This window comes from Nitrospirota bacterium, from assembly GCA_020846775.1.
Classification (GTDB): Bacteria; Nitrospirota; 9FT-COMBO-42-15; order HDB-SIOI813; family HDB-SIOI813; genus RBG-16-43-11.
The window spans coordinates 63,216-69,999 of the sequence record JADLDG010000097.1 but is presented as its reverse complement, the minus strand read 5'-3'; the positions used below and the strand labels follow the sequence as shown (position 1 = coordinate 69,999).

General features: G+C 43.4%; 7 protein-coding genes. 4 read left to right on the top strand and 3 right to left on the bottom strand.

From position 1 onward, the window contains the following. Both IT392_11735 and tal read left to right on the top strand, forming a co-directional pair. Positions 1 to 260, top strand: a 260-nt coding sequence (locus IT392_11735; protein MCC6545145.1) for a flavodoxin reductase, incomplete at its 5' end; no start/stop codon positions are given. A gap of 83 nt (positions 261 to 343) precedes the next feature. Further along, the gene (tal, locus tag IT392_11730) at positions 344 to 1,447 is read left to right on the top strand and encodes a transaldolase (GenBank protein MCC6545144.1); all 1,104 of its coding nucleotides are present in this window, start codon (positions 344 to 346) and stop codon (positions 1,445 to 1,447) included. On the opposite strand, the gene IT392_11725 is transcribed toward tal, so the two are convergent. Then, positions 1,444 to 1,755: a hypothetical protein gene (locus IT392_11725; protein ID MCC6545143.1), complete on the bottom strand. Its 312-nt coding sequence runs from the start codon at positions 1,753 to 1,755 to the stop codon at positions 1,444 to 1,446. The genes tal and IT392_11725 overlap by 4 nt on opposite strands. A gap of 32 nt (positions 1,756 to 1,787) precedes the next feature. Further along, positions 1,788 to 2,930 carry a hypothetical protein gene (locus tag IT392_11720; protein MCC6545142.1) on the bottom strand — a complete coding sequence of 381 codons (1,143 nt, stop codon included), beginning with the start codon at positions 2,928 to 2,930 and terminating at the stop codon, positions 1,788 to 1,790. A gap of 593 nt (positions 2,931 to 3,523) precedes the next feature. Here IT392_11720 and IT392_11715 point away from each other — a divergent pair. After that, complete coding sequence (locus tag IT392_11715; GenBank protein MCC6545141.1) at positions 3,524 to 4,621, top strand: hypothetical protein; 1,098 nt, start codon at positions 3,524 to 3,526, stop codon at positions 4,619 to 4,621. Between the two features lie 376 nt (positions 4,622 to 4,997). Here the strand turns inward: IT392_11715 and IT392_11710 are convergent, their stop codons facing one another. Continuing rightward, the gene (locus tag IT392_11710; protein MCC6545140.1) at positions 4,998 to 6,062 is read right to left on the bottom strand and encodes an alkene reductase; all 1,065 of its coding nucleotides are present in this window, start codon (positions 6,060 to 6,062) and stop codon (positions 4,998 to 5,000) included. A 337-nt stretch (positions 6,063 to 6,399) separates the two neighbouring features. Here IT392_11710 and IT392_11705 point away from each other — a divergent pair, with 337 nt between their 5' ends. Further along, complete coding sequence (locus tag IT392_11705; protein MCC6545139.1) at positions 6,400 to 6,774, top strand: OmpA family protein; 375 nt, start codon at positions 6,400 to 6,402, stop codon at positions 6,772 to 6,774. Positions 6,775 to 6,784 lie beyond the last annotated feature (10 nt).

The window sequence follows — 6,784 nt, the reverse complement described above, 5'->3', positions numbered from 1 at the left end:
CAAATAATACTGAAGCTGATATTATCCTTAAAGATGAATTTGAAATAATGTTAGGCAACAATTTTATAAATATTCTATCACACGAAAAATCAGAGAAATATTCTAAAGGATTTATCAATGAAGAATTTCTTAAAGCTAATGTTGGTAACTTTAATAAAATGTTTTATCTCTGCGGACCGCCGCTAATGATGGATGCAATAGAAAAACAGTTAGCAAATTTACACGTGGATAAAAACTCAATTGTCAAAGAAGGATTTTAGTTGTATCAAAAGATTTGATAAATAAATCATGATGTTTGAATTATAAAAATAACATCTATGATAATCAGCAAAGAACATAGGATATAAATGTGAGCAACTTAAAAATTATACACGATTTAGGTCAGAGTATCTGGCTTGATTTCTTCGACCGGGAAATTATGAATAATGGGACACTTCAAAAACTTATAGATGAAGATTATCTAAGTGGGATCACATCCAACCCGTCTATTTTTGAAAAAGCAGTTATCGGCAGTACGAATTATGATGCGGATATTAAAAAATTTGCCGGAGAACAAAAAAATAATGAGGAGATTTTTTTCGAGTTTGCTATAAATGATATTAAGCGGGCAGCTGATATACTAAAACCGGTTTATGAAAAATCTAAAGGACAGGATGGTTATGTAAGTCTGGAAGTTTCACCTCATCTTGCCAATGATACTGAAGGTTCTGTTAAACAAGCAATGAAATTATGGAAAACATTGAACCGCGAAAATGTGATGATAAAAATACCGGGCACCGCAGAAGGCTTGCCAGCCATTCGAAAATGTATTAGTGAAGGTGTCAATATCAATGTTACATTGTTGTTTGGTTTGAATCGTTACAGAGAAGTTACTGAAGCTTATTTATCCGGATTAGAAGATCGGTTAAAAGCTAGGCAGTCCATTGATAGTATAACATCTGTAGCCAGCTTTTTCTTGAGCCGAATAGATGTACTTCTTGATCCTGTTTTAAAAGAGAAAAAGCTTGATAAACTTAAAGGTGAAGTGGCGATTGCTTCCGCTATAGTAGCATACCAGATTTATAAAGAAGTTTTTCAGAGCGAGCGATTTCAAAAGCTTGAAAAACAAGGTGCGAAAAAGCAAAAAGTTTTATGGGCAAGCACAGGCACAAAGGATCCGGCATATAGTGATGTAAAATATGTAGAACCATTAATTGGTCCGGACACCATTAATACTCTTCCATTAAAAACCATTGATGCTTTTCGTGATCATGGCAAAGCAGCCAGCAGTTTAGAAAATAATCTATCTCATGCAAACCAGGTGTTACAACAGCTTAAAGAAAATGGAATCAGCATTGATGATGTTACTCAAAAACTGGAAGAAGAAGGTGTTGAGAAATTTAATATGGCTTATGATAAATTATTGAATGCGATAGATGTAAAAAGACTGATAAAAAAGCGGCTTTAGTACCTAAGAACATCGAGGCTGCAGTTATTCCTTGAACTCTTTATCCAATTTATAGAGCATCTGGCGAATGTCCTGCATTTTATCTTTTTATTATCAGGCAGATTGTCCCTTGTTCCAATGGCCTCATCCGGTTCCTCGACCGTATCGCCACCCACATGCTTGCATTTGATGGTGACAGCAAGGTGGTCTGGTTCGAGGGAAACTACTCTGAATATGAGGCGGACAGAAAGGTACGCCTCGGAGCTGCAGCAGATCAGGCACACAGGATCAAGCACAGACACTTGACCAGAGGGTGATAAGCCAGTCACCTCAACCTATGCTTACATTAATCATCAGCTCATCAATAACGATAGATCGCAGCGACGCCGGTGCCTGTTGGCATTCGTTCGACCGGAACGATCACAACTTCGCCACCTGCCTTGAGCACGCGCTCGCCGAGATCGTCGAGAACATCGTCAACTTCCGGGTGGCTCAGGTCGCCGGGGATGATATCGCCGCTTGTGATATCGATGGTTCCGGGAATCAAGCGGTCGGCCTCGATCAACAGCGTTGCGATTCGTCCGGCGATGGCGGCCTTGGCAATGTCGCCCGGCTCATCCGCTCCCTGCCCGTTTGCGGCTGCCGTGCCAAATGTTTCCACAAAGCCGGCCAGTCGCTCGAGGTAGTACGGTTGCATAAGTTGCCATGCGCGTTCACGCAGCGCATCGAGCGACAAGGCATCCGGATGAACGTCGAGCGCTTCTTTCATCAATAACGGGTTGCGGCTGATGGTGCGAAACTGATGGTGGTGCTCAGGCAGCGCCGCCAATATCAGATTCAGCCCCGAGGGTTGCGAATAATGTTTCAGTACCACCTGATCCACCGCGCGGAAAAACTGTTCGGTGTCACGGTCTGCGGCATCCTGTTTGACATCGGTGCCATGCCATGCCGCGTCGCCGGTGGGACCGTAGGTGCGATGAGCGCCTTCACGAGCGTCGGCATCCTTGCCCAGCAGTTCGACAGCCGTTTGCGGTACACCTTCGATCGGCGGCATCTCGTCCAGAGCGTCACGATTACCCTCGAAAACCTTGAACGCCTGCCGGTTCAGACCAAGGATCTGGTAGCTGTCGGCCGACTGTGCGATACGCATCAGCGGCTTGGTATGAAAACTGTCGGCGACAACCACCAGCTCGACAACCGTGCGCTGCAGTTTATAAACGCGAAATAACCCAGGCGCGCTCAGTATCGCGAGTCCCTCCGCGGTGTGGTTCCAGAAAGTGCGGTCGGCAGCCAGGGCCTCGAACGGCTGCAGAAGAGGCTTAATTTCCCGTTTCGGGTATTTCTGCCGCAATGATCCCTCCATCATCTTCACGAGGTTGCGGAAGCGGATGGAATCCTGCATATTGTCCGGATGTTGTCTGTGTGTCGGCTGATACAGGGAGAGACAAGGCGGTTCGTGATCGCCGAAGAGAATGGCCGGGTAATCCTGTGCAAGTGAATTCATAGTCGCGTCACCTCCATTAACTTGTAGAACCATCTGATTAATTCGCTGAAGCGGCATCTGCTGCGTTGCGGACGGGCTCAAAATACTCCTTTACTCCGTGTCAACTCTGCTTTTTACCGCAATAGGAATTTGCTTTCCAGAGGTTAGATTAGCAGGATGAGATTTTGCTGTCAACGGGAATTTCGCTTGTGGTATGCGAAAGGGGGATATGCAACATATTGAGACAGGAAGCATAGATAGAAGTACCTGCGTTTGCCTTGAGGACCGCAGACGCTATGCAAACAGTACCCGTGATTCTGACATTGCCATTGATTATTTGAGATGTACCGGTTATGCCAGAGACCTATAGAGGATGTGACCATTGATATAACTAAAAAGAGACTACATTAACATCCACAGACTGTCTTGTCTATTCGACTGCCGCTATCAGAGGGCATAAGATCGCCACACGAAATGAGGAATTGATCCGGCAGGATGCTGATAAGGGGTTAAAAGAGATGAAGATATACATCCCTCCAGGCCCGGGACTGAGATAGCATTAATTTTTTTTAATCAGATTTCTGCATTTTCAGAATTTGCGGTATCATATTGTTATGGACCCACTCTCCATCAAAAAAGGCAGGATAATCATCTACAGGCTCTTTGACGTTGCATCGGAGATAGATCTTTCACTGGTTGAATCACGGACAAGGGGAGGGGTGAAAAGGCTCCGTCTTTCAAAATACACCTCAACAAAGGCGATCGAATTTGCCAACCCGCCAGTGTCTGTTGAACTGCAGGGATTCGTCAAGCCCCTCTTTGGACAGGATTCGAAGGTGAACGTGACCGCCAGGGCATATGACTTCGGCGTCATCTCTATCGCATTCGACATACAGATCCCGCAGCAGACAGCGTTTGCCGAGCTTGAACCGGTTACAAAAGCCCTCGATACCGATGAGTCCATTGATATAAAGGCGATAGAATACATTGATAATCTTATCGGCACCCTCGGCGATGCTGTCATCGGCCCCAATATCAATGAAGAATTTACGGAAGACTATATGATCTTCTTCATTGAAGAGCTTGCCCGGCCAATGGAGGCTGCGGAGTTCCTGAAACAGTATGATCCCTCTCGCCTTCTGCTTTATGAGACACAGGAACTGAGCCGGCACGCGCGCGATGAAACGATGAAGCATTGTTTCAGTTATTATCCCGATGACCTCCTTATCGTTCATCTCGATAACGCCTTTGTCATTGAACCTTCAGGCAGTCCGGACATTCTCGATATACTTGAATTCGCCAATGCGCAGATGCTTGAGCTGAGATATTATAGTCACGTCCTTGACAAGGAGCTTATGCGGATATATAAAGAGCTTCCCAAAGGCAAAAGAATGCCGCTATTTAAAATAAGGGTTTATGAAAGGTTCGTAAGGAATATCGCCGAAACAGTCACCGATTTTTCTCAGATCACCGAGAAGGTGGACAATGCGCTGAAGGTCACGGAAGATGTATATTACGCGAGGATATACAGGACCGCAATGGTGCTCTTCAGAAGCAGGGAATGGGAAGACAGCATCAAGGAAAAACTCCAGGTCGTCACCAATACCTACAAAATGCTTTATGACGAAATCTCAACGCGCAGAGGACATCTGCTGGAGATTGGAATTATTGTACTCATTATCATAGAGATCGTGCTGCTTCTGATTATTTAGTAACCGCGCCCATCGTTACCGGCTCTTCAGGCCATTTCCCGATTGATGCCTTCGACTTTTCCGGTTCATTACAGCCTGTCAATTAGTATCCGGCAGTATCCGGTTGGATTTTATAAAGAAAGTACTTGCCTTTGACTAGGAAAGTATTCAAAGGCCCGGCTTCAGTACGGAATGCGTCTCATGCCTTATAGGAACTCTGACCTTCCTTCTTTAACTTTTTTGCAGCCTTCTTTTCCTTCATAGTCTTGGTCGCCGGCTTCTTGCTTTGTTTCTTGCTATCCTTACCTTTGCTCATACTATCCTCTCCTTTTAAAACTTAACATAACAGTCCCTGTTAATCTCGAATAAATTGACAACAATCAGTGTCGCATATCCATTAAGGATAATCAATATAACCCTTTTCGCCAGGTGTATAAAATGTATCATAATCAGGTTTATTTAAAGGCAGATCATTCTTCATTTTATTTACGAGGTCCGGATTAGCCAGGAATGCCCTGCCAAATGCTGCCAGATCAGCTTTTCCCTCTTCCAATATTTTCTCTGCTTTTTCTTTATCCAGGCCTCCACTGGCAATAATGGTACCGCCAAAAGACTTACGGATTTTTGATATTACAGATTCAGGAACTTCCGGGGCTCCCATAGAAGAATGGTTAACTATATGAATATAAGCTAATCTTATTTTCCCAAGGCTGCCAGCCAGATATTCATAGGTCTGTTCGATATCATCAAAAACAATCATATCATTGAACACTCCATATGGAGAAAGTCTGATACCGGTTTTTTCAGCGCCAATAGCGTCTGCTACTTTTTGAGCCACTTCGATTGCAAATCTGCAGCGGTTTTGACTTGAATTCCCATAGCTATCGTTTCGATGATTTGATGCAGGGTTGATAAACTGATCAATCAGGTATCCATTGGCGCCATGCAGCTCTACCCCATCAAAACCTGCTTCGATGGCATTATCAGCTGCCTGTATATATGCGTTTTGAGCTGTTTCAATATCTTGTAATGTCATTTCCTGTGGAACCGGGTAAGGCTGAAGTCCTTTAGTATCGGTATACATTTCACCACTCATTGCAATAGCTGATGGTGCAATAATTATTGTCCCCTGCTTCATATTCTCCGGGTGTGATACACGACCTGTATGCATCAACTGTAAGAATATTTTACCTTCGTTACTATGAACAGCTTCCGTAATCTTCTTCCAGCCAAGTATTTGTTTATCATTATAAATACCCGGGATACGGGGATAACCCACGCCGTTTTCTGATGGCGCTGTCCCTTCTGTAATTATTAATCCTGCACCGGCCCTCTGTTTATAGTATTTCACCATAATATCATTAGGGATATTGTCAATTGCCCTTGACCTTGTCATTGGAGACATCACAATTCTGTTTTTTAATTCAAGCCTGCCTAAATTATACTTGCTAAATATCTTCATATGGTCTCCTCATTATATTAACATTTATTTAATGTTGTTACGCAGGGAGCAGATCCAGTGATCTTAAAACACCTTGAAATGAATAATCTGTTATAATATCATACTGAATATTATACAAATGCAAGGGAGAAAGCAAATCATGGGAAATAAATATGGAGTAAATTTGTTCGCTGTAATGATCTGCAGTCTTATACTGATAACAGGCTCGGGATGTACAAAAAAGATAACTACTTCAGACGATGTAATCAGTAACCCGGAGAAAGAGTCGCACAACAGAACAAACGAAGGAGCCGAGGAACTTGTATATATTAAGGAACCTCCCATTCCTGAGGAACAAATGTCAACGAATGAAAAGATTTCTGATTCCAATAGACTTGTCATTGATCTTGAGGATATATTTTTTGACTTTGATAAAGATATTATCAAACCTGATTCTTATTCAATGCTTGATAGAAACATTCAATTGCTTAAAGCAAATCCTTCCATTCAGATTATCATTGAGGGTCATACCGACGAACGTGGGACCAATGAGTACAACTTAACCCTCAGTGATCGCAGGAGCCGGTCTACTAAAAGGTATCTTGTTGCAGGAGGTATTGCTCCTGATCGAATCAGGACTATTGCATATGGAGAGGAACGGCCCTTTTGCTATGAGCAAACGGAGGATTGCTATCAGTTAAACAGACGCGCCCATTTCAGTCCATCTGATTAACGAAGGAGTG